Here is a 22334-nt window from a genome sequence, read left to right as displayed (position 1 = left end):
ATGCGTACTGACTGACCCCAGCAGCATGTGCGCCGACAGTCCGTACCAAGCGGCCAGACGCGAACAACGGACCACAGAACACACGTTGGAGGTCCCCGGTCACCGTCATGTTGACGGGCGCTGCGCCCGGACACTCACCGGCCCGAGGCACCCGAGGCGCCCGAGGCGTCGGCGGAGACGGTGCGGGGGCGGGCGACGAGCAGGACGGCGTCGTCGTTGAACCGGTCGGTGCCGCTGGCGAAGTGCTCGCGCAGGGCGGGGAGCAGGGCTTCGCGCAGTCGGGCGTGGCGGGTGTGGCCGAGGTGCCAGAAGTCGGCCAGGACGGTGGCAGCGGCCAGCGCCCGGGCATCGGCCCCGTCTTCGGGGAAGACGACGTCGACGCGGGCCCGGGTGAAGGCGATGTCGTCGAAGCCGCGCTCGGCCAGGACCTCGGCGGCGCGCATGAGCAGGCGGCCCTGGTGGTCGGGCGCCTCATCGAGCAGCGGCGCGCAGATACGGTTCCACAGGGCGATGAGCTGGTTGTCGGGCGCCCCCTGGACCAGGATCACCTTCGCCCCGGGCCGGGTGGGGTCCACGACGCGCGCCATCTCCGTGACGGCGGCATCGGGGTCGTCGGCGTAGTGCAGGATCCAGCCGGCCACTGCGGCGTCCATGCTCGCGTCCGCCACGGGCAGCCGTTCGGCGCAGCCCGCCAGCACCTGCACCCCTTCGACGGCCAGGGCCCGCATGCTCTCCTCGCGGGCCGCATGGGGCTCGACCGTGGTGACCGCGCCGAGCCGGGCGGCGATCTCCCGCACCACGGCGCCACTCCCTCCCCCCACGTCCAGCACCTTCGTGTTGGCGGCCAGGGCCTCGACCACGGGAGCGATGTCATGACGCTCGAAGCGGGCCTCCATACCGAGCCAACCCAGCTCACTCAGCTCGTGCGGCCCGCGGTGCTCGGCGGGCAGCGGGTAGGGGCCGGCCAGGGCGTGCGGGGTCACGGCGGGGCCGCCGGGCTTGCGGGCGTACAGGAACAGATGCTCCTCGGCGCCCATGCCGGGGAAGTCGGGGTGGAACACGCTGAGTTGTTCGTGGACGACATCCAGCCCCGCTGCGCGCAGCAGACGGGGATAGACCTCGGCGGGGTAGCTGGTGGCGTGGATGGTGTGCCCCATCCACTCGATCGGGGTGTCCTCCGCGTCGAAGGGCACGGTCGCGAAGACGAACAGCCCGCCCGGGGCCAGCCAGTCGGCGATCCGGGCGAGCGTGGCGTCCAGGTCCGTCCGGGGCATCTGGAGCAGCGGGAAGAACGCGGTGATCGCGTCCCACTGTCCGGCGGCGTCGGGCAGGGTGCGGACGTCCGCCAGTTCGAAGCAGGCGTCAGGTACCTGGGTGCGGGCCAGGTCCACCATCGTCTGCGACACGTCGTAGCCCGTCACCCGGTGACCGGCCGCCGCGATCCGTTCGGCGGTCGGCCGCCCGGTGCCCGACCCGATGTCCATCACCCGTGCCGACGCCGGCAGCCGTGCCAGGAGCCAGTCGATCGCCGCGAGTTGTTCCGGCAGCCGGGCGTATGTGTCCTCGTACACCAGGCCGAGGGCGTCGAACGGCCGGGCTGCCGCCTGCCCGGCCTCGATCTCAACTCCGCGTACGGGGGCGGTTGCTGCTGGCACGGTCATCGGACCTGCTCCTGTTCGGGGTGCTCCGGAGGTAATGATCACTGCATCCGCCGGGACACTACACTGCGCAAACGATTCCTCACACACCGTACTGGGCGGTGTGGGCAACCCCGACCGAACCCCGGAGTCCACCCCCTGTGAACAGCACCACCTCCGACAGTCATGCGGCCTACTTCGCCTTCCGTGACCAGCTCCTCGGCCCCCTGCGCACCACCGTGCTGACCGGCCGGCAGCTGTGCGAGGCCGGACGCCTCATCTACGGCAGCCCCGAAGGACTGTCCCTCTACGGCATCCCCGCCCCGGAGATGGAAGCCCGCGGCATCCAACTGCTCGGCCGCACCGCCATCGAGTGCTCCATCGACTCCTACAGCGCGGCCGTCGCCGACGCCGTCGCCGACCTGTGCACCGTCTCGCCCGAGGACTGCGGGGCGATGGTCGTGGACCTGTTCTGCGGATCGGGCAACGTCGGCTTCCACCTCGGCCGACGCCTGGACCTGCCGGTGTACGCCTCCGAGCTCGACCTGGTGGTGCACGACACCACCCGCAACAACCTTGGCCTGATCGGCTCGACGGTCGAGCTGCACCTGCTCGACTACCGCGACCTGCTGGGCAAACTCCCGGCCCGCAGCGACCACGACACCTACGTCGTCGAGCCCCCCTGGGGCTCCGCCTTCACCGCCGCCGGACTCGACCTCATCCGTACCTCCCCGCCGGTCCCCGAGATCCTCGACGACATCCGCCGCTCCCGCGACGGCCGCCCCTGCCTGGTCGCCATCAAGACCAACGACCGGATCGCCCACGACTCCCTCGCCCGTTCCTTCACCGGCGCGCAGCACTTGCGCAGCATCACGCCCACCCCGACCCTGCCCCACGGCGCCAACATGGACTTCCACCTCTACCGCCTCGGCGAGAACTGAACCGCCTCGCGAACGGGCCTGGAACAGGCCCGTAGTTCAGGCCGCCCGGCCACAGGTGTCCGACCGGGCGGCCCGGCGCTGCGGATCGGGCTGCTGGAGGCGATGGCGCAGCTGTCGGCGAAGGACCGCACCGTGCTGGTGCTGCGCTTCTGGCAGGCCCAACTGGCTCTCGCAGCCGTCCTGTTGATCGGCCCCGCAGGTCTGGGCCGTGCCGCCTCGGCCCGCAGGCCGCACCGATGCCCGGAGATGACCGCCATCGCGGTGAGCCCGCACCGGAGCAGGTGAGGGACGGCGTGCGGGCACCCAGGTGCTCCTTCGGCGCCGCTCGTAGAGCGTTCACTTCCAGGTCAATGCAACGAGTTGACTGCCTGACGTTGCGTTAGGTTCGAGGCCAATGCAACGATCATAAGGCAACGACCTGCCCAAATGCAGATTTTGGGCAGTGAGTGCGTTGCACGATCCATGAAGGCAACGTAGCGTTTCCGTCATCGCAAACAACGAGTCACGGGAGAGCGCCATGCAGAAGTTCGACACCACCGCCCCGATCGCCGTCGTCCTCGACATCCCCGCCGGGCAGATCCGGTTCGTCGCCGCGGACCGTACCGACACCACCGTCGAGGTCCTGCCCACGGACGCCTCGAAGAGCCGCGACGTGAAGGCGGCGGAGCAGACCGAGGTCGTCTACGCCGACGGTGTGCTGCGGATCGAGGCGCCGGAGGCGAAGAACCGGGTGCTCGGCAGCTTCGGGTCGGTCCGGGTGAGCGTCCAACTGCCCGCCGGCTCCGGCGTCCGGGCGACGGCGGCCAGCGCCGAACTCCTCGCCGAGGGACGGCTCGGCGACGTCACCTTCGAGAGCGCGCACGGCGAGGTCAGGCTCGACGAGACCGCGAGCGCACGCCTGAGCTTGCAGGCCGGCGACATCGCGGTCGGCCGGCTCGGCGGCCCCGCCGAACTCAGCACCCAGAAGGGCGACATCACCGTCACCGAGGCCGTGCACGGCGCGGTGACCCTGCGCACCGAGGCCGGCCACCTGACGATCGGTGCCGCTCAGGGCGTCTCCGCCGCCCTGGACGCCGGGACCGGCGCGGGGCGGATCCACAACTCCCTCCGGAACGCCGACGGCACCCCCGCTCTGACCATCCACGCCACCACCGCCCACGGCGACATCACCGCCCGCAGCCTCTGACACACCATCAAGCACCGAGGAAGGACAACCAGCATGAGCACCACCGAGGACTACCAGGCTGCGGAGCAACTGCTGCACCGGCCCGCCCGCCCCGGCGAGCTCGTCACCGGCGACAAGGTCAGGCCGCAGTGGATCGACGGCGGCGCCCGCTTCCAGTACGCGGTGAGCAACGGTGTCGGCCGGCGGTTCGTGCTGGTCGACCCGGCCGCGGGCACCCGGGTGCCGGCCTTCGACCACGCCCGGCTCGCCGCCGCACTCGGCGCCGCCTCCGGGCAGCCGGTCGACCCCGAGGCCCTGCCCTTCGCGGCGATCGAACTGGTCGGGAACGCCGTGGAGTTCGCCACTCCCACCGGGTACTGGCGCTGCCGGCTCGACGACTACACGTGCGAGCCGGCCGAGTTCACGCCGCCGGGCAGCCCGCTTGACGTGCCGTCGCCCGATGGGAAGCTCGCGGTGTCCCGGCGCGGACAGGACCTGTGGGCGCGCTCGCTGTCCGACGGCCGCGAGTGGCCGCTGACCACCGACGGCGCACCCGACCACGGGTACGGCTACGGCCCGGACTGCACGGGCAACGCCACCCTGCTGGGCAAGATCGGCCTGCCGTACCTGCCGCCCGCGGTGGCCTGGTCGCCCGACTCGACGAAGGTGCTGGCGCACCGGACCGACGAGCGCCTGGTCCGGGAGACCCACCTGCTGGCGGCGCGCCCGGCCGACGGCGGTGCGCCCGCGCTGCGCACCCAGCGGTACGCCTACGCCGGGGACGAGCACATACCGCTGGCCGAGTTGGTGGTGCTGGACGTCGCGACGGGCACGGTGGTCCGCGCGCAGACCGAGCCGATCCTGGTGCCGCAGCTGTCGCCGATCGCGCTCAAGTGGGCCTGGTGGGCCCCGGACGGTTCGGCGGTGTACTACCTCGACCGTCCCCGCGACCTGCGCACGCTCACCCTGCACCGGCTCGACCCGGCCACCGGTGAGGTCACCACCGTGCTCACCGAGACCGGGGCCACCCGGGTCGAGCCGAACCAGTGGGCGTTCGAGCCGCCGATCGTGCGGGTGCTGGCCGAGGAGGTGCTCTGGTACTCGCAGCGGGACGGCTGGGGCCACCTGTACCGCTACGACCTGCACACCGGCGCGCTGCTCGGCCAGGTCACCTCGGGGCCGTGGGCGGTGCGGCAGATCCTGCGCGTCGACGAGGCCGAGCGGGTGGTGTGGTTCACCGCCTCCGGGCTGGTGGAGGAGGACCCGTACCGGCGCACCGTGTGCCGGGTCGGCCTGGACGGCTCCGGCTTCGCCAGGCTCACGGACGACGCGCTGGACCACGTGGTCGCCATGACGGACGGTCAGGAGTACTTCCTCGACTCCGCGTCCACCGTCGACACCCCGCCGGTGACCGTCGTCCGCGACTGGACCGGGCGGGTGCTGGTCGAACTGGAGCGCGCCGACACCAGCCGGCTCACCGCGACCGGCTGGACCCCGCCGGAACGCTTCTGCGTCAAGGCGGCCGACGGGGAGACGGACGTCTACGGGGTGCTGTACCACCCGCGCGGGTTCGACCCCGCCAAGAGCTACCCGGTGGTGGACAACGTCTACCCCGGTCCGCAGGTCACCCGGGTCGCCCCGTGCTTCGACCCCGGCGGGATGGGCCTCGACGCGGAACCCCTCGCGGCGCTCGGCTTCGTGGTGATCGCCCTCGACGGACGCGGCACCCCGGGGCGGAGCAAGGCCTTCCACGACGCCTCGTACGGCCGGCTGGCCGACGCGGGCGGCCTCGCCGACCACGTCGCCGCGCTGCCCCAACTGGCTGCCACCCGGCCGTGGATGGACCTGAACCGGGTGGGTGTCTTCGGCCACTCCGGCGGCGGGTTCGCGGCCGCACGGGCGGTGCTCGACTTCCCCGAGACGTACAAGGCCGCCGTCGCCATGTCCGGCTCCCACGACGCACCCCACTTCAACCCGGGCTTCGTGGAGGCCTACGACGGCGCCGACAACCCCGAGGCCTGGGCCCGCACCTCCAACCTGGACCTCGCGGACCGGCTCGCGGGCAAGCTGCTGCTCGTCCACGGCGAACTGGACGACCAGGTCCACCCCGACCACACCCTGCGCCTGGCCGACCGGCTCGTCGCCGCCGACAAGGACTTCGAACTCCTCCTCGTCCCCGGCGCCGAACACACCTTCATCGACCACCTGGCCTACGTCCGCAAGCGCGCCTGGGACTTCCTGGTCCGCGAGCTGACGGGCACCCAGCCCCCTGCCCACCGCCCGGCCCCCATCCCGCTCGGCCCCGAACTGCTCGCCGAGCTGTTCGCCTGAGCCGGTGGCGCCCGCACCGGGCGCCCGGGGCCGACGCGACGTCAGGAAACACCAACAGCCGGCCTTTCGGCCGGCGCACAGAGGAGCGAACAGAACATGATCCGTAAGGCCTCGGCAGCGCTGATAGCGCTCCTGACCATGGTCGGCGTCAACCTTGTCGCCGCCGGTCCGGCCCACGCCGCGTCGTACCAGATGATGCAGGTCGGCGTCTGCGCCGGCCCCGACGGCAACCGCACGGACAACGGCACGGAGATCACGATCTGGTCGTGCACCGGCCACCCACTGCAGAAGTGGCACTGGGCCGGCATGTTCATCGTCCACGACGTGAGCGGCAAGTGCCTGACGCCCTACGGCAACGACTCGGGTACCAACGGCGCCGTCCTCACCCTGTGGACCTGCAACTTCAACGCGACCACCGGCAGCCCCCAGCGGTTCCAGAACGAAGAGCCCAACCCCAACTTCCACATCTGGACCGTCAACGGCCACAAGTGCATCACCAACAAGGGCGGATCCAGGGAGAAGGGCACGCTGCTCACCCTGTGGACCTGCAACCCCGAGTACAGGATCGAGCAGGGCTTCAGCCTCCCGCACTGACGCAGCGCGACGGCGCCACAGGCGCCGGCCCTGACGGGCGAGCACCGCCCGAGCAGACCGCCCGAGCAGACCGCCCGTGCCGACCCGGCACGGGCGGTCCTGCCGGATTCGGGTGGTCAGATCTGGGGGTCGAGGCGGAACTTCTGGTGGTCGGCGTTGGCCCATTCCTGCTGGCGTACGGGAGCTCCGTTGCGGGTGCCGTCGTTGCCGAGGGCTATCTGCAGGACTCGGCCGCTGTGGCGGGCGACCAGGCGGTAGAAGCCGTCGCCGACGGGCTCGGGGCGCCACTGCTGGTGGGTGCCGCCGTCCCACTCCCACTGCCGCACGGGGGTGCCGTTGTCGGTGGAGGCGTCGGTGACCTCCAGGACCTTGCCGCTGTGCCGGGCGGTGATCCGGTAGAAGCCGTCCTGCACCGCCTCCAGGGCGAAGCGCTGGTTGTCGGCGTCGCGGCGCTCCCACTGCTGCGCCTTCGCGCCGTCGTCGGTCGCCCCGGTGCCGCCGGTGATCTCGACGGGCTTGCCGCTGTGCCGGGCGACCAGGCCGGCCTGGGCGGGGATGGCGGCGCTGGCCGCGTCGTCCCAGGTGATGTCGTCGCCGTCGATGTAGATGCCCCAGAACGGCACGTAGTAGAAGTACTTGTAGCTGCCGCCGATGATGCCCGGCACCGGGTACCAGATGTAGGTGGCCTGCCGGCCCCTCGCGTAGTTGCCCTGGACCACCTCGGTGGTCTCCGGCAGCCGCTCGCCGGGCGGGAAGCTGCCGCCGACGTAGGTGCTCTCGGCCATCTGTCCGGACTCGGCGCGGTGGAAGAGGATGGTCGTGCGCTTCTTGATCACGCCGACTGTGCGGGCGGGCCGCGCGGGTGCCGGGGCCCGGTAGCGGGTGGGTGCGGCTGCCACCACCGCCGTGCACGTGAGGTCCTCGGTCGTCACCTTCTGGTGCTCCCACCGGCCTTCGCCGGCGGGGGTGGCGATGACGAACCCGCTGTAGGAGGCCAGGCACAGGGCGGCGTCCGGGCCGCCGGTCATCGCAGTGATCCACGGCTTCGACTGGTCGCCGGCCGGGGCCAGGGGAAAGTCCCCGATCTTCTCCAGGGTCCGGGCCGCCAGGACGACGCCCTGGTTGCCGTTGTCGACGACGGTGTGGACGCGCTGGCCGTCACCGCCCGGCCACACCGCTGCGACGCGGCCGCTCCTGCGGGCCGCGATCGTCAGGGTGGTGGTGTCCACCACGGCCAGGGTGTCGTCGTAGCCGCCGTGGCAGGTGTACAGCAGTGTTCCGTCCTCGTTGAGTGCGAGGCTGACGTCGGGCAGCACCCCGACCTCGAGCGCGGCCAGCTGGAGGGTGGCGGTCACGCTGCCGTCGGCCAGGTCCAGCACTGTCAGGGTGGGGGCGCCCTCGGAGCTGCCCGCGTACAGCCGGGTGCCGTCGGGGGAGACTGCGACGCCCGCGTAGCGCGTGTCGCTCTTCAGCCGGCGCAGCACGGTGTTGGTGGTGGTGTCGATCTCGACGACACCGCCACTGCCGACCGCGACGTAGAGTCGCTCCCGCCGGCGGTCGATGACCGCGTCCCACACCGGTTCCTCCAGGATCGGCCCGGTGCGGGGCGTCTGGTCCGCGTCCTCTTCCGGCTCGTCCAGCAGCTGTACGGTGCTGGGTATCGCGGTGAGGGTCTGAGTGTCCACCAGGTACAGGCCGTCGTTCACTCCGACGTACAGCTTGGTCCCCCGGGAGTCCGCGCACAGGAAACCCCGTCCCAGATCGCCCCCCGGCCGCTCGCCGGCCACTGTGCCCAGGACTTCGCCCGATTCCGGAGAGACCACCGACACCGCCCAGCCGCCCCTTCGCCTGTCCGCCTCATGCAGGGCGTAGTAGTGGTACGTCCGCAGATCCGTCACCGCAGGTTCCCCTCCCCGGCCGGCACACGGCGCGCCGACGCAGCCGCCAGCGTAAAGATCAACAAAAGACCTCACGGCACGTTCCTCGAAACTGGCCGGACCCCGTATGCCGCTGGCCGAACCCACGGCCTTGCGGCGGGTGGCGACCGGTCAGGCCGCTGCCCGCCCCAGGGCGCTGACCACTGGGCCGCCACCCCTGCCCCTGCTGCTGTGCCTGCCGCTCCGCGCAGGTCAGCCGGCTGTCAGCGGCACTGAGGCGGCGTGTCGGTGAGGGCGTGCGGGCCGTCAGGTGAGGTCGTGAGGAGCCGCGGCATCGGGCGCCGGTTCGACGGGGATATCCGGGGTGGTTCCGGGGCAGTGCTGGGCTTGCCCATTCGCTGCCCCGGGGGAATCTTTGATGGTTGTGCTGGATCAACTTGCTGCTGCCGTAGTCCAGTTCCTGACGGCCGCCGCTACGGGGGCGGGGACTGCCACGGCTTCGCTCCTCGGTGACGTGGTCCGTTCCCGCCTGACCGGCGCCGGGCTGGGTTCGGCGGTGAGCGAGTTCGAGGCGGCGCCGCAGGAGCCTGCGGCGCAGGCCGGCCTGCAGACGGCTCTGGTGGCCGTGATGACGAACGATCAGCCCTTGGTACTGCTGCTCGCCGGCTCCCTGCCGCCGGCGGCGCCCGAGGCGCCTGCAGCGCCCGGACGGGGTGTGGTGCCGGCGCAGCACTTCAACTCCGGGCAGGGCGTCACCGTCCAGGGCAGCGGGAACAAGGTGCGGGGCAACTTCGCGGGCCGGGACCAGATCATCACCAACATCCGCAGGGGCGACACCAAGACGCTGCTCCTGCTGGCGCTGGTCGTCCTGGGGAACCAATTCGCGTGAGGTTAGAGCTCAAGCTCAGAACCACCGGGCTGGGCAGCCGGGCTGTGTACGGGCCCGGTTGCCCGGGGGCTTCACCGTGCGGAGCCCGGGCCGCCGGGGTGTAGGTGTCGGGCGGTGTGGAGCAGGCGCAGCCGCGCGCCCTGGTCGGGGCGCTCGGGGCCGGTCAAGAGCGCTGGGAGGGTGTGCGGTCAGATCGGCTGGGTCGGGTCGTCCAGCCAGGTGTGCCAGCCGTCGGGGGTGACGGTGAGGCCGAGCCGGTCGACACCGGGCTCGCCCGCGCCGCGCCACCAGGTGAGGGTGTGTTCGAAGTCGTCCCACAGGCGGCGGCCGCCGTACTGGTGGATCTGGTGCGCGTCCTGGCCGTCGCGGAAGGTGGCGGCGGCCCAGGCGGGGGTGGTCAGCGAGTAGAGCCATAGGGTGCGGGTGCCGTCCTCGTGCGGCTGGACGGCGTGGACGATGTCGCGCAGGCGCAGGCCGGCGGCGAGCGGGAACGGGTCGAACTTCCCGTGGCCGGGCAGCACAGCGGTGGTGGTGGTCTCGGTGACGGTCCCGCCGTCCGGCGGGTTCTTCGGCCAGATGAGGCGCTGGGAGCGCATCTTCATGAACTCCACCGGCTGCAGGAACGGGCCGCTCGCGGTGCCGTCGCCGTGGACGGTGAGGCGGACCAGGGCGTCGGCGTTGGAGTAGTGGGTGCCGAACGGCGCCAGGATCAGCCCGCCCGGGCGGGTCTGCTGGATCCAGGCCTGCGGGATCGAGCGCAGGCCGTAGGTGGCGATGATCCGGTCGTACGGCGCCCCGGCCGGATGGCCAGCCGCGCCGTCGGCGCACACGACCTGCGGGCGGTAGCCGGCCGCCGTCAGAGCCGCGTTCGCCCGGTCGGACACGGCCGCGTCGATCTCCACTGTGGTGACGTTGGCGTCGCCGAGCCGGTAGCTCAGCAGGCCCGCGTTCCAGCCGGTGCCGGTGCCCTGCTCCATCACCCGCATCCCCGGCTCCACCTGAAGGTCGTTCAGCATCGAGGCCACCACCGAGGGCTGCGAGGCGGAGCTGGTGGGCACTGTCCCGGGCTCGGCGCCCTGGTGCTCGCCGTCGTCCCACTGCGTGACGACCGGGATGTCCGCATCCGCGGCCGCCAGCCAGGCCGCCTCGTCCTCGGTGCGGTCGAGGGGCCGGTTGGTGCCGGTGGCCATGTCGTGCGCCCACACCAGGTCGGGCAGGAACAGCGAGCGCGGGACAGCGTCGAAGGCCGGCACCCACGCCTCGGCGACGGGGAAGGACCGCCCCGGCGCGGGGCGGCCCTCGCTCTCAGGTGCGAGCGTCACTTCCGCCGGCCTCCGTCCCCGGGCGGCGGGCCGCCGTCCGGCGAAGGCGGCTCCGGGGGCGGCGTCCACGGGGTGCCGGGGAGCTTGTCCCCCTCACCCCCGCCACCGCTGGTACGGACTGGTCCGACGTCCATGCCGGTCTCCTTCTCGTCAGTGCTGATGCTGCCCTCCCCAGCGCGGGAGGAGTAGAGGGCCGACCCCGCCGAAGCGTTCACGCCGGGCGGGTGCACAAGTCGGCGTGCACCGTCTTGCCGTCGGGCTCGACGGTGACGCCCCACTGGCCTTCGGTGAGGTGGTGCACGAGCGCCAGGCCGCGGTCGCACTCGGCGGCCGGCCCGGCGTCGACCCGGCACGGCATCGCCCGGGAGCCGTCCCGGACGCCGATCCGCACCGACCGGAGGGCGGTCCATTGAAGGGTGACCGTCATGGTGAGGCGGCAGCCGGTCTTCACCGCGTTGCCCACCGGCTCGCTGACGACCACCTCTCCAGCGTCGATCAGCTCGGCCAGGCCCCAGCCGAGCAGCGCGGTGCGCACCAGGCGGCGGGCGGCGGCCGCGGACTGCGGCTCGTACGGCAGATGCGACTGGACACGGCCACTGGTCGACTTGCCGGGCCCAGCCGCCACAGGCCCGCCCGACGCCACAAGGGCAGTCGTGACGCTGGGCTCGGGACGTGCGATCACGGCGGTACTCCGCTCTCTCGTCGTCGGCGACAGGCTACGACGGATCGACGGTAGGGAGCGGGGGTGCTGCGCCTCAACGCGTTTGCACGCGTTTGCAGGAATTCACCCCAAGGCGGCGGCGGCCCGCGTGATCAGGGTCCGGGCCTCGGCGCCGTAGACCGCGAACTCCCGCAGCCGGTCGAAGGCACTCGCGTACAGCGCGAGCTCGCTCGGGGTGGTGATGGTGACCTGGGCGGAGAGCAGTTCCACCCCGGCCTGTCCGTCGTCGAAGATGTTGAACGTCTCCACCGGCCACATGGTGCGGGTCGCCGTGAAGGGGATGATGCCGAGCGAGACGGCCGGCAGCGCCATCGCGGCCAGTAGGTGCTCCAGTTGCTCGGCCATCGTCTCCGCGGTGCCGAGGCGGTAGTAGAGGACGGACTCCTCGATGAGGATGGCGAAGCGGTGGTGGCCGGTGCGTACGACGCGGGAGCGGGCCAGGCGGGCCTGGACGGCGGCGGCGACGTCGTCGGGGGTGCGGCGGAAGTCGGCGACCATGGCCAGTAGGGCGGTGGCGTAGGCCTCGGTCTGCAGGACGCCCGGTACGACGCGGGAGGAGTAGGCGCGGAAGCGCCGGGTGCGTTTGTACAGCGGGGCGGCGGACTCCTGGAGGCGGAGCAGGCCGGTGCGGGTGAGGCGGCGCCACTCGACGTACATGGAGTCCACGGCGCGGTTGGCGGCGATCAGGTCGTCGGCCTGGCCGTCCGCGTCGCAGGCCCGGCACCAGGCGCGGATGTCGGCGTCGGAGGGGGCCGTGCGGGCGTTGATGATGCGGGAGGTCTTGGCGCCGTTCCACCCGCACCGGGCGGCCAGCTGCTGCCCCCTCAGGCCGGCGTCCTGCATGATCTCGCGCAGCCTGGCGGCCACGGCCAGGCGGGCTTCCTGCGCGCTGGAGGACGGGGAGGCGGGCACGGAACTGGTCGTCCGGTCCGGGCGTCAGACGGTGTACTGCTGGTGCGGGATCGCGCGCTCCCAGACGGCTTCGAACGCGTCCTGGCAGAGCTTCGCGACGGCGGGCTCGTCGCGGATCTCCGGTCCGGCGGAGGTTCCGTCGCCGGTGAAGTGGTTGAAGCGCACCAGGCGGCCGTCGAAGAGCCAGAAGTCGTTCCCGGGCAGCGCGAGATCGGAGGCGAGGCGCCGGGGCAGCCAGCGGACCTGTTCGCCGGCCGCGATGTTGGTGAAGGTGCCCGAGTGTTCGAACCGGATGTACTCGGTCACCGGCTCGGAGACGATGCGCGCGCGGCGGATCTCGACACCGCGCGCGACGGAGTCCGCGATGAGGTCGAGCCAGGGCCGCCACCACGTCGCGCGGTCGTCGCGGTCGAGCCGAACACCGGCCTGCCACTCGGCGAAGGGGCCCTTCTCCTTCTCCACCCAGTAGGAGTCCCGCATCTCCAGGTGCACCGCCGAGTGCCGGGCGCCTGCCAGCAGCTCAGAGAAGTCCGGCACGTTCGGCATCGTCGAGCGCCTTCCTGATGATCGCCGCCATCCGTAGTGGGATGCGGGTCACGTTCTCGTGGTCGGGGGTACCGACGGTGTGACCGGGCACCCACTGCGTACCACCGATGATGGTCAGCAGCTCCTCAGCGGGCTTGAAGCCCTGGAGAACCAGTTCCTTGGCCTCGTCGTCCACCCACACCATCGGGCTCTCGTCATCGCCGGTGTTGGGGTCGACCCCGCTGAACCGTAGCGTCATGATGCCCTCCCGTACCAAGTCGGTTGCACGGTTTTGCACGACGCTCCACCCACCGGTGACGACCCGTCAAGAGCGCACGGGCGTAGCCGAACGGCACGCGCCTCCCGACCGGGCTCGGACCCGAGACGTGTTTACGATGCCTCCGTGCTGCGTCGGGAATGGCAGCACACGCTAGGCACCCACCGGGACCTCGTGGGCAGGTTCGTGGGGGCGACGCCGGATGAACGCCGGGCGGGCCCGGGCGAGGTACAGCTCGAAGGCGTGCTGGGTCATCGCTGCGGCTGCCGTGGCTGCCAGGAAGAGCAGGTCCACCCCGGTCATGCACATGCTTCCAAGGCTGTCGGCGGGCCAATCGGCCAGTGGCTCAATCGCAACCTGCTCCGCCTCGGCTCGCTGCGCCTGGCGATGCTGCTGCGCCTGCCCGCCGTCCCGGGCTTGCCGGGCTTGCTGCTGCGCTGCCGCCCGTGCCGGGCCGTCAGATGTCGGTGTGTCAGGCTGCGCTCCGGGCCGGGCTGATGGCCGCTCGCCGGCCGAAGGGGTCACACAGAGGTGCGGGACAGCCAGTAGGCCTTGATCCGATCGGCGTCGGCAGCGAATCCCGGCTGCGGGGCCCACCGCAACCGGTACGGGGTCGGCACGCGCAGGGGTTCGCGGGTGCGGCCCTTCGTGTCGCGGCCGTGCCGGTGCACGAGGATTTCCTCGGTCACCTCACCCGGCATCGGGCCGCCGCGTCCGCGTCCGCCCCCACTGGCCTCGCGCGCGATCAACTCGATGTCCCTCACCTCCGCCCAGCGGCAGAAGTGCACGGTGACGAACATCAGTTGGAACCGTAGACCGGACGGGGTCAGCACCACTCGCCCCCCGAACCACGCCAACAGGATCACCACCGTGACCGGCACGCCGGAGGCCAGTGCGGCGACACCGGGGTGCCCCACGAAGTAGGCCGCCGACCACGCCGCAACCACCGTACCGGCCCCAATTGCCGACAGCGCTCTCCGAAGCCGCCACTCGGCCGGCAGCCCGACAACTACCTTGTCCACCCCGTCATCCACAACCAGCGACGCTACGCCCGCTACCCGTTCACGGACAGGGGACCGCCCAGAGGCCGGCTCTGCCTCCGCGCTCCGGCTCCCGAACCCGACCGGCACCCACAGCGACGCGTGCAGATCAGCAGGCACCGAGGTCCTGCCAGACGCCCCACTGACCGGTGGTGCCGGGCTCCTCGCCCAGCGTCCACCACTTGGCGTTCCACTGGTGGCCCTTCCACGAGACGGTGTTGCCACCGGTGTAGACCTGCGTGCCGACCCAGGAAGCGGTGGAGCACGTCGGGGCGGTGCCGGTCACGGTGAGCGTGTAGGTCGCGGAGGACGTGGCCGAGGTGCCGGTCAGCGTGCCCTTGACCGTCAGCGTGTAGGTGCCGGGGACGACCGTGGACACGGTCGACACCGACAGGGCGGCTCTGGAGCTTCCGTTGACCGAGGACGGGCTGACCGAGGCGGTGACCCCCGCAGGAGCGCCGCTGACCGTCATCGCGATGGACGTGTTCGAGCCGTTGTTGATGATGGCCGTGTTCACGGTGGCGGTGGTCGACGAGCCGGCGGTCACCGTGCCCGAGGACGGGCTGACCTGCACCTGGATGGCGGGGACCTGGACACTCGACGCGGAGGGCGACGGGGAGGAGGAGGCGGCGGTTTGGAGGAAGGCCCTCGTCTGATACCTGTCACCCGACTGCGAGGCGAGCTTGGACAAGCCGTCGTCGGCCTGGGCCTCGACGTACGCGGCCAGGACCCGGGCGGGCAGTGGGGTGTCCGCCGCGTGGACGGTGCCGGTGCCGGTGAGCGCCACGATGGCGATGGCGATGGCGATGGCGGCGGCGGGGACGGCTGCGGCGAGCAGGGCTCGGAGTGGTGCGCGAACGGGTCCGGGCATGGACCGCGCTCCCTTCGAAGGTGGGGGACTTCGGCGACCTGAAGCGCTCTGGCCCGGACCAATACTGGTGGTCTGGACCACCCGACTGCAAGAGTCCTTACCGAGCTCCTGGGCTCAGCGGTTCCGCCGCATGAGCCACAGCAACTCCAGAGTTCCTGCGGGCCGAGTTCCGCGTCGCCTGGACATGCAGGCGCGGATGGGTCTGGCCGACGGTCTGCTTGAGCAGACGGAAGGTGTGCTTCAGGTCGAAGCGGCGGAGGAACGACTGCCAGTAGCGGTTCACCGTCGAGCGCAACCGAGATGCCTTCGCGTCCGTCTGACGGGCCGCCGGACCGCAGGTCAGCTCGGTTCGGCGGTCTGGTCCTTGCCTTCGAGCCGACGGTTGAGGCGTCGGATCTCCGCGATCAGCCGTGGGATGTCCTGGCGGGCGTCGGCGATGAACCGGGCGTTCTCATCCCAGCGTTGGTCCGCGACGTCGACGTAGCGCGGCTGCTGGATGAGAGTGGCGGCGACGATCTGCTGGTGGTCGAAGTCCGGCCAGCGTTCACCATGACCGGTGTCGGGGACGGTGCTGATGGCGACCAGGCTCATGGCATCGTCGTCGTCGAGCTCCCGGACGTGCCAGGGGCCAGGCGTGGCGGCCTCGGCACGTTCCTCGATCCTGGCGAGGTCTTCGGCGGTCAGCGGCTCGGGTGTGTCCATCAGGCTGCGATCTCCCCGTGTTCGACCAAGTGCCCCTTCGTGAACCGTGCGTCGGTGCGGACGAGGGCGACCAGATGGCCGCCCGCGCGCGCAGGCGCACGGTGGCGAAGGCCGACTCTACGGGGGTTCGTGGTCCGCAGCTGTTTGGGCGTACACCCTGGCCTCGGGACGACCGGTGTCAGGGGGCTCTGGAACGATGCCCGGCATGGAACTCGCACCTGCGCTCAAGGGTCTGGACGCCCACCCCTGGACCGCCACCTCACACGCTTACGGCAGCGCCGAGGACCTCCCGGCGCTGCTGCGCGTTCTCGCCGGGCCCGACGACGCCGCCTCGGAAGCACTGTCCGAGCTCTACAGCTGCGTGCTCCACCAGGGCACCGTCTACCCCGCCAGCGCCGAGGTCGTGCCCTTCCTGACCCGGACGGCGGCGGCCGGCATACGGACGGCAGCCGTGCTGGAGCTGCTCGGCGGCCTGGCCGAGAGCGAGGACGAACACGGCGTGCAGCCAGGCACGGTGCGCGCCGCCGTTGCGAGCCAACTTCACCTGCTGCTGACGATGTTGAGCAGTGACGATCCGAAGGTCCGGCAGCGTGCCGCCTGGGCCGTGGCCCACACCCGGGCCGCTGACCCGGTCCTCACGGCGCTCCGCGCCCGCTGGGAACGCGAGGCCGACCCGCTGGTACGGGCGGACCTCCTGGCCGGGATCTCCCGGCTCGATCCGGCCCTCGGCGCCGCCCAGGCCCGGACCGTTCTGGCGCACACCGGGCCGGCTGTGCTCCACCTGGCGGCCCTGTTCGCGATCCTTGACGCCGACCTGCCCTGGACAGCGGATCACTCCACCGCGCTGCTGGCACTCCTGCCCGCCGACCCGCTGATGGCGGACCGTCTCGAACTCACCCGCCACGAGCCGCTGTCCGTCATCGTCGAAACCCTGCTGAACCGGGACGACGCCGCAGACCGGGTCGCCGTCTTCGCCCTGCTCGACACCGCACTGCGGGACAGCAGGCCCGAGGTGCGGGCCGAGGCACTGTGGTCCGCAGAGCAGGCCTGCAAGCTCTCGCGGAGCGCGCCGGCCCAACTGCTCCCCGGCCTGGTCGCGGCCGCTGTCGACGACGAGGCGGTGATCGGGATGGCAGCCCTGCTGGGCCAACTTGGCCCTGCCGCCGCAGCGGCCGCGCCGATCCTGGAACCGCTCGCCGCCCGGGCCCCGGAGCAGGACGACGACCTCGCCGACCGGGCCCTGGACGCCCTGGTCCGGGTAGCACCCGCCCAGGCCGCCCCGCTGCTGGCCCGCGCGTTCGGACGCCGACCCCGTGCGCTCGCCACCGCCGCCGGGGGCTTCGGCGGGCTGGGCGACACCGTGGTCCCGTACGACGGTGAACTCCTCGACGCCGTCCGGCAACGGCTCACCCAGCCCGAAACCCTCACCGGCAACGAACCGCTGCACCTGACCCAGCTCCTGGCCACCTGGGGCGCCGAAGCCGCTCCGGCCCTGCCGGAGTTGTGCGCAGCGCTGCCCCAACTCCCGGCCCACGCCGCCACGGGGCTCGGCGCGGTCGCCACCACCGCGGGGCCGGCCGAGCAGGACCGGGCGGCCACGGCACTGCGGGCCGCCGCAGCGGGCTCACTCCCAGCGGCACGGGCCCTGTCCGAACTGACAGGCGAGGACCAGACCCTGCTGTCCCACCTCACCCGGCAGCTCGGCGGCGGCGCCCATCAGGTCAGGGAGGCGGCCGCCATCGCCGCCACCCTCGGACTCCGGGCCGCGCCGCTGCTGCCCGCACTGCGCACCGCCGTCAGCACAGCGGCCGACAAGGGCGGCACCCCCGTGCTGGACGCGGACACCGCGCTGGCCGGAGCACTGTGGCATCTGACCCAGGACGCCGAGACCGTGGTGGCGATCCTGGACACAGTCCTGCTGCGCGCCGCGGAGAGCACCTGGTCGGGGTGGTCCGCAGCCCGAGCAGCCCGGTGTGCAGTGCTCTTCGGCACCGCCGGGCGGCCCCTGACGCACCGTCTGGAGGCCATGCTCGAAGACCCCAGGCAGGCCCCCGCGGCCGCACTGGCCCTCGCAGCCGTGGCAGATCCGGCAGCCCTCGACCGTACCGCCCTGGTGACAGCCGTACTGACCGCAGCCGAACGGGGCGGAGATCCGATGGGCGCCTGCGAGGCGTTGGCAGCCCTGGAAACGCACACCCTGAATCCGCACCAGCTACGGCGGCTGACCACCCTGGCAGAAGGGGACGGGCGCGTCGTCCGGTCGGGGCTGGAACACCTGATCATCGATCAGGACCTGGCTTTCCAGGCCCGGGCCCGACTGCTGCTCCCAGCCTGATCGACCGTGACGGCGGGCCACCGGCGTGGGCCGGCGCCGAGCTCGACCTCGCCGAGCCACTGCGCCCGTCCGCGCACCGGCCGGCCGACAAGTTCGCCTCTCAGCCGTCGCATGGGACGTTCGGGCGGTCCCGTTTGCAGAACGGCCGATGTGTGATGCCGGTGCGGCACAGCCAAACCGCGATCGTCCCGTTGGCGAGTCCCGGCGGGGCGTGCGGCGGCGCTGGGACTTGAGCCCGGTCCGACGAGTTGGCGCTGGGCGCCTGAATCCGGCCCTCCACCCCATCACCTCCGCGGCCTACCCTGTCTGCTGGGGCCGATCGGCCGACCGACGCATTCGACGTGCTCGCCGCACTGCCCGCGACCCCGACGCCGACGTCCGCGCAACCGTGTGCGAGCAGCTCTACGAGTTCGAGGGCCGTGGCCCAGCCGTCGCCGACATCCTGGCCGGCTCCCTCACCGAAGACGACCAACTGGTCCGTATCAAGGCCGTCAGCGGCCTCGCCGGTGCCGACGACCCCCGCTGCCTGGAAGGCGCCCGCCTCATCGGCCCGGTCGACCGGACGAGCTGGCCGGACACCTGGCTGCTGGATGCGGTGTCGCGCTACGAGCAGCGCCGCGATGGCTGAACCCGGCGACCCCGCTGCATGACGCTCCGCCCGGGACGGCCCTCAGCCGGCCTGGACGTCAGACGCCGAAGGAGCCCCTCAACCAGAGGGCCGCTTGGGGACGTGTGCATTCGCCCCATGCGTGACGAACCGTCATGAGCCATGTTGACCAGGAGCTGTGATCATCCTGTCTCGGCGCGGGTCGGCCACGGTTCGGTCATCCCCACTCCGATCTGTCGGCCAGGCGGCGGTACCACCAGAGCTGTGTGCGCCACTGGCGCCGGTGCGCGAACGGGTCCGGCAGAGTTCGGCACAGGAACACCGCGTCCAGAGGCTTCACGAGCCTGCCGAGCTCGGCACGGGCTCGTTCCGGCAGTCTCTCCAGGACTTCCTCCAGCACGTCGCGTGCGTGCCTGACGTCGTCGAAGGAGCACCAGGTGCACGAGCAGTGCGACTCCTGCGGGTAGAGCGGACGTCTGCCCGGTGGGTGGAGGAACTCGCGGTACCGCCGCAATGCCCAGCTGGTGGCACCTGGGTGGATGTAGGAGCTGTTGCTCAGGTGCTCGACCCGGTGCACGGCCAGGCTCGCCCTGGTGGAGAGTCCATGAATCCGGAACGGCGGGGTCGGCCCCCAGATGCGGGCGGCCGGCTGTTCAGCGCGCAGTGCGCGTGGCCGTCTACGCGGCATCGGCCTTTCGACACGTGATCACGGGCGCCATGATGCCAGGAACCCATGTCCTGCTGAACCCGGATTCCGGCGTCCTGTCACAGCGGCCAGAGGCCATGAGGGCTGGTACGAGAAGACCCTTAGGATGGCAATGTGACATTTCATGCTGAGTTGGATGAGGTTTCGCCTGCCAGGGGAGAGGGCGCGGGAGCGCCGAATCCTGAGGTCGGCCGGGCGCTGCGGGCGCTACTGTTCGCGGCGCTGCGCGATGACATCGTGCCGGCCACCCGGGCGGCCGGGATCGATGTCCGGACCTCGGCGGCGTATCACAGCCGTGGCGACGACTGGGGCATGGTGAACAATTCGACCTCGGGCGTGGACCGGCAGGCGTTCTTCGGCAGTTTCGCGGGCGGGGGCACGTCTCCCGCCGAGCGGGAACTCGACCTGCGCTGCCTGGCCCAGTGTGCGCGGTTCATCGTCTTCGCCGCTCAGCAACTGCGTGTGCACCACGTCGCGGCCCGCGAGGTGACGGCATGACAACTCCGAAGGTCGCCGTCCTGGTCTCCCACGCCGGCTCCAACCTCCGTGCGTTGCACGCGGCTTCGCGCCGGCCCGGCGCCGGCTTCGAGATCGCTCTGGTGGTCAGCAACAACAGCACCTCGAGCGGGCTGGCGTTCGCCCGCGACCACGGCATCGCCGCCCGCCACTTGTCGGGCCGCACCCACCCGGTTCCCGAGGACCTGGACGAGGCGATGCGCACCGCGTTCGCCGAACGAGAGGTCGGCCTGGTGGTCACTGCCGGGTTCCTGAGGAAGCTCGGCCCGCGCACCCTCCAGGACTTCGCGGGCCGGGTGGTGAACATCCACCCCTCGCTGCTGCCCCGCCACGGCGGTCACGGGATGTTCGGTGACGCCGTCCACCGGGCGGTGCTGGCTGCGGGAGACCAGGTGAGCGGGGCATCGGTCCACCACGTCACCGCCGAGTACGACGAGGGCGCGGTGATCGCGCGACGCGAGGTGCCCGTGCTGGCGGACGACACCGTCGACTCGCTCGCCGCCCGGGTCCTGGCCGTCGAGCACGATCTGCTTCCCGCCGTGGTGCGGCAGTGGGCCGCCCGAACCGCGCGCTCGCAGGGGCACGAGCGCAGCTGAACGGCATCGTGCCTCAGGCAGATGCCCAATTGGACACGTCGCCTGGAGGCACCGCAGCGCGTTCACTGGCTTCGACGCCAGAACTCTGGCAGCCACCAGCACAGCACCATCAGGTCCTTTGGCCAAGGCACCGAATCGGGTGCACCCCAGACCTCGAAGGAGTCCCGGGCCAGATCGATGGGTCGCCATTTCGGATCGAGGGGTTCATCGCCGCCGGCAGGTCGGACATACGGGATACCGCCCGCGTCGCATGCCGCGAACTGCTGGTAGTACTGCTGAGCGGCGATCAGCGACGTCCGGTTCGCACCACCCGCCATGCCGGCCCACCGGAACTGGATCGCGTCGTCCTCCCAGAAGCAGATCGGACAGATCGAATACGACCCAGGCCACCCCTCCTCGGCATCGAAGACGAGATGGCCACAACAAGGACAAGGACGACGACTACTCACCGGCCCAGTTTCCCCGGCCACGCCGACTCCCCGCGAATCGGCTCCAGGAACGGCACCTGTTGACGAGGGAACGACCGCGTCCAGTCCTGACCAAAATCACCCGTAGCGAGGATTGGCCGGTACTCCTGGGAACGCGATCCTGTGACACAAGCGCGGAACGTCGAAGCCATGCTGGTCGCTGCTGTCCTGTTGGACAGCGGAACTCGGAACCTACACCGTGACCCCGTTACGACCGGCGTGTTCTTGGGCGTTGGCCAGGTTGCCTTGGAGTGAGGCGCGGTCGACAACCGGCCCGGTGGGAGGGGCCTGGTGCCCGGCCGGTGTTCCGCTTCGCCTGATCACACCGCCCGGGTGCACGTCGCGGATACGACGAAGCCTCCCTTGCGCCGACCGGGGTCGGTGCGAGGGAGGCTTCGTCGCATGCGTGTACCGGCTGTCGGGTCAGATGCTGAGCAGCTGGCCGGGCAGGATCAGGTCGATGTCGCCACCGATGACTGCGGCGTTGTTGGTGTAGAGGGTGTTGAGGTTCACGCCGTGGGCGGCGGCGATGGCGTTGAGGGTGTCGCCGCTCTTGACGGTGTAGTTGCCACCGGTGCTCTTCTGCGCGGGGGCGGCCGGGGCGGTCTTCTCGACGGGCTTGCGCTCGGTGCTGCGCGAGGCCGCCGTGGTGTCGTTCTTCGGCGCGGCCTTGGTGGTCTGGTCCGCCGACTTGGTGGACTTCGCCGGGGCGGCGGCAGCGGAGGTGTCGACCTGGGCCGCGGCGCCGCCCTTGGTGAGGCCGGCCTTGACGGAGCAGACGGGCCAGGCGCCGGGGCCCTGGCCGGCGAGGACCTTCTCGGCGACGGCGATCTGCTGGCCCTTGCTGGCCTGGTCGGCGGAGGCGGCGTACTGGGTGCCGCCGTAGGCGGCCCAGGTGCTCGGGGTGAACTGCAGGCCGCCGGAGAAGCCGTTGCCGGAGTTGATGTTCCAGTTGCCGGTGCTCTCGCACTGGGCGACGGAGTCCCAGGTGGAGCTGGACGCGGCGGAGGCCGAGGTGGCCGTGACGAGGCCTGCTACCGGGAGGGCGGCCACAGCGCCGCCGATCAGGACCATCCGCAGGCGGTTGCGCTTGGCGGAAGTGGTGGTGGTGGCAGTGGTGGTCTCGTTACGGAAGGTCATGCAGATCCTCTCGGAAGCCCCGGGCGGACAGCACGCAGCCGCCCCCGCTTGGCGGGGGTGTACTGCGGGATGTCGCACGTCACGGGCGGCTGTTCACGTGTCCGACGTGGTGTGCCGCCCCGGTCACCTTCGCCGCGTGTGCCCGGCCGCTTGGTGGGCGGGG

23 protein-coding genes are annotated in these 22334 nt (G+C 71.5%); 10 read left to right on the top strand and 13 right to left on the bottom strand.

Annotated elements, in window-relative coordinates:
* Nucleotides 1-134: 134 nt before the first annotated feature.
* The gene (locus ABT118_RS22915) at nucleotides 135-1661 is read right to left on the bottom strand and encodes a methyltransferase domain-containing protein (RefSeq protein WP_350671972.1); all 1527 of its coding nucleotides are present in this window, start codon (nucleotides 1659-1661) and stop codon (nucleotides 135-137) included.
* A gap of 137 nt (nucleotides 1662-1798) precedes the next feature.
* Between ABT118_RS22915 and ABT118_RS22910 the strand changes: the two genes are divergently transcribed.
* From ABT118_RS22910 to ABT118_RS22890, 5 genes are all read left to right on the top strand, one after another.
* Nucleotides 1799-2578: a class I SAM-dependent methyltransferase gene (locus tag ABT118_RS22910; protein ID WP_350671970.1), complete on the top strand. Its 780-nt coding sequence runs from the start codon at nucleotides 1799-1801 to the stop codon at nucleotides 2576-2578.
* 102 nt (nucleotides 2579-2680) lie between these two features.
* Complete coding sequence (locus ABT118_RS22905; protein ID WP_350671968.1) at nucleotides 2681-2863, top strand: hypothetical protein; 183 nt, start codon at nucleotides 2681-2683, stop codon at nucleotides 2861-2863.
* 232 nt (nucleotides 2864-3095) lie between these two features.
* On the top strand, nucleotides 3096-3764 hold the full coding sequence (locus ABT118_RS22900) for a DUF4097 family beta strand repeat-containing protein (RefSeq protein ID WP_350671966.1): 669 nt from the start codon (nucleotides 3096-3098) through the stop codon (nucleotides 3762-3764).
* Between the two features lie 33 nt (nucleotides 3765-3797).
* The gene (locus ABT118_RS22895; RefSeq protein ID WP_350671964.1) at nucleotides 3798-6074 is read left to right on the top strand and encodes a S9 family peptidase; all 2277 of its coding nucleotides are present in this window, start codon (nucleotides 3798-3800) and stop codon (nucleotides 6072-6074) included.
* A 96-nt stretch (nucleotides 6075-6170) separates the two neighbouring features.
* Entirely contained in the window at nucleotides 6171-6668 is a 498-nt protein-coding gene (locus ABT118_RS22890) for an RICIN domain-containing protein (protein WP_350671963.1), read from the top strand.
* A 116-nt stretch (nucleotides 6669-6784) separates the two neighbouring features.
* Here ABT118_RS22890 and ABT118_RS22885 read toward each other — a convergent pair whose 3' ends face one another.
* The gene (locus ABT118_RS22885) at nucleotides 6785-8374 is read right to left on the bottom strand and encodes an RICIN domain-containing protein (RefSeq protein ID WP_350671960.1); all 1590 of its coding nucleotides are present in this window, start codon (nucleotides 8372-8374) and stop codon (nucleotides 6785-6787) included.
* Nucleotides 8375-8963: 589 nt separating this feature from the next.
* On the opposite strand from ABT118_RS22885, the gene ABT118_RS22880 reads away from it, so the two are divergent.
* Nucleotides 8964-9434, top strand: coding sequence for a hypothetical protein (locus ABT118_RS22880; protein ID WP_350671958.1), 471 nt, complete (start codon nucleotides 8964-8966; stop codon nucleotides 9432-9434).
* A 188-nt stretch (nucleotides 9435-9622) separates the two neighbouring features.
* Here the strand turns inward: ABT118_RS22880 and ABT118_RS22875 are convergent, their stop codons facing one another.
* From ABT118_RS22875 to ABT118_RS22835, 9 genes are all read right to left on the bottom strand, one after another.
* Nucleotides 9623-10756, bottom strand: coding sequence for a methyltransferase domain-containing protein (locus ABT118_RS22875; protein WP_350671957.1), 1134 nt, complete (start codon nucleotides 10754-10756; stop codon nucleotides 9623-9625).
* A gap of 211 nt (nucleotides 10757-10967) precedes the next feature.
* Nucleotides 10968-11381 (bottom strand): ATP-binding protein, encoded by a 414-nt coding sequence (locus tag ABT118_RS22870; RefSeq protein ID WP_350671956.1) that lies wholly within the window; start codon nucleotides 11379-11381, stop codon nucleotides 10968-10970.
* 159 nt (nucleotides 11382-11540) lie between these two features.
* On the bottom strand, nucleotides 11541-12389 hold the full coding sequence (locus tag ABT118_RS22865) for a helix-turn-helix domain-containing protein (RefSeq protein ID WP_350671954.1): 849 nt from the start codon (nucleotides 12387-12389) through the stop codon (nucleotides 11541-11543).
* Nucleotides 12390-12413: 24 nt separating this feature from the next.
* On the bottom strand, nucleotides 12414-12935 hold the full coding sequence (locus ABT118_RS22860; RefSeq protein WP_350671951.1) for a DUF6879 family protein: 522 nt from the start codon (nucleotides 12933-12935) through the stop codon (nucleotides 12414-12416).
* The gene (locus tag ABT118_RS22855; RefSeq protein WP_350671949.1) at nucleotides 12910-13173 is read right to left on the bottom strand and encodes a hypothetical protein; all 264 of its coding nucleotides are present in this window, start codon (nucleotides 13171-13173) and stop codon (nucleotides 12910-12912) included. Before ABT118_RS22855 ends, ABT118_RS22860 begins: the two co-directional genes overlap by 26 nt.
* 171 nt (nucleotides 13174-13344) lie before the next feature.
* A complete protein-coding gene (locus ABT118_RS22850; RefSeq protein WP_350671947.1) occupies nucleotides 13345-13494 on the bottom strand; it encodes a hypothetical protein in 150 nt (49 codons plus the stop codon).
* Nucleotides 13495-13712: 218 nt separating this feature from the next.
* Nucleotides 13713-14225 (bottom strand): hypothetical protein, encoded by a 513-nt coding sequence (locus tag ABT118_RS22845; protein WP_350671945.1) that lies wholly within the window; start codon nucleotides 14223-14225, stop codon nucleotides 13713-13715.
* 115 nt (nucleotides 14226-14340) lie between these two features.
* Entirely contained in the window at nucleotides 14341-15102 is a 762-nt protein-coding gene (locus tag ABT118_RS22840; protein WP_350671943.1) for a hypothetical protein, read from the bottom strand.
* Nucleotides 15103-15441: 339 nt separating this feature from the next.
* Nucleotides 15442-15804: a hypothetical protein gene (locus tag ABT118_RS22835; protein WP_350671941.1), complete on the bottom strand. Its 363-nt coding sequence runs from the start codon at nucleotides 15802-15804 to the stop codon at nucleotides 15442-15444.
* Nucleotides 15805-16009: 205 nt separating this feature from the next.
* Between ABT118_RS22835 and ABT118_RS22830 the strand changes: the two genes are divergently transcribed.
* From ABT118_RS22830 to purN, 4 genes are all read left to right on the top strand, one after another.
* Nucleotides 16010-18139: a hypothetical protein gene (locus ABT118_RS22830; protein WP_350671940.1), complete on the top strand. Its 2130-nt coding sequence runs from the start codon at nucleotides 16010-16012 to the stop codon at nucleotides 18137-18139.
* Between the two features lie 388 nt (nucleotides 18140-18527).
* Nucleotides 18528-18767, top strand: a complete 240-nt coding sequence (locus tag ABT118_RS22825; RefSeq protein ID WP_350671938.1) for a hypothetical protein — start codon at nucleotides 18528-18530, stop codon at nucleotides 18765-18767.
* A 799-nt stretch (nucleotides 18768-19566) separates the two neighbouring features.
* Nucleotides 19567-19950, top strand: coding sequence for a hypothetical protein (locus ABT118_RS22820; protein ID WP_350671937.1), 384 nt, complete (start codon nucleotides 19567-19569; stop codon nucleotides 19948-19950).
* Nucleotides 19947-20564: a phosphoribosylglycinamide formyltransferase gene (gene purN / locus ABT118_RS22815; RefSeq protein WP_350671935.1), complete on the top strand. Its 618-nt coding sequence runs from the start codon at nucleotides 19947-19949 to the stop codon at nucleotides 20562-20564. Before ABT118_RS22820 ends, purN begins: the two co-directional genes overlap by 4 nt.
* Nucleotides 20565-20626: 62 nt before the next feature.
* Here purN and ABT118_RS22810 read toward each other — a convergent pair whose 3' ends face one another.
* On the bottom strand, nucleotides 20627-21013 hold the full coding sequence (locus ABT118_RS22810; RefSeq protein WP_350671932.1) for a CPCC family cysteine-rich protein: 387 nt from the start codon (nucleotides 21011-21013) through the stop codon (nucleotides 20627-20629).
* Between the two features lie 441 nt (nucleotides 21014-21454).
* Nucleotides 21455-22171 (bottom strand): transglycosylase family protein, encoded by a 717-nt coding sequence (locus tag ABT118_RS22805; protein ID WP_350671929.1) that lies wholly within the window; start codon nucleotides 22169-22171, stop codon nucleotides 21455-21457.
* Between the last annotated feature and the right edge of the window lie 163 nt (nucleotides 22172-22334).

It is taken from the genome of Kitasatospora sp. NPDC002040 (assembly GCF_040296785.1).
Classification (GTDB): Bacteria; Actinomycetota; Actinomycetes; order Streptomycetales; family Streptomycetaceae; genus Kitasatospora.
The sequence above is the reverse complement of the archived record's forward strand: the minus strand, read 5'-3'. Positions and strand labels throughout refer to the sequence as shown.